Annotated in this window: 1 pseudogene; it reads left to right on the top strand. The window is 40.7% G+C overall.

The annotated features are described in order from the left end of the window. Positions 1-148: 148 nt before the first annotated feature. Positions 149-351: pseudogene (locus DW835_RS03250) on the top strand (IS5/IS1182 family transposase); the annotation flags it as partial.

Raw genomic sequence — 351 nt, 5'->3', positions numbered from 1 at the left:
CCTTCCTGCGAGGGAGCTTTTCTTGTGTCATGACTGCAAAAATTATGTACTTACAAGCATATAAGAAGTAGTGAAAATGCCGTATTTACGGGACTTTTCACTACTTTTTTGGTATAATGAAAGTATCAAAATAAAGGCGGTGTTTCCTATGATGACACAGAATGCAGATAAGAAAAGAGAACAGATTCAGATGTTCTGCATGGATGACCTTGTTCCGCAGGATCATCTGCTGCGCCTGATTGACCAGGCAATCGACTGGAGTTTTATCTATGAACTTGTGATCGATAAATACAGTGCAGACAATGGCCGTCCCAGCATGGATCCGGTCATGCTCATTAAAATTCCATTCAT

This window comes from Clostridium sp. AM34-9AC, assembly GCF_003480225.1.
Lineage (GTDB): Bacteria > Bacillota > Clostridia > Lachnospirales > Lachnospiraceae > Acetatifactor > Acetatifactor acetigignens.
This window is presented reverse-complemented; position numbering and strand designations above follow the sequence as displayed.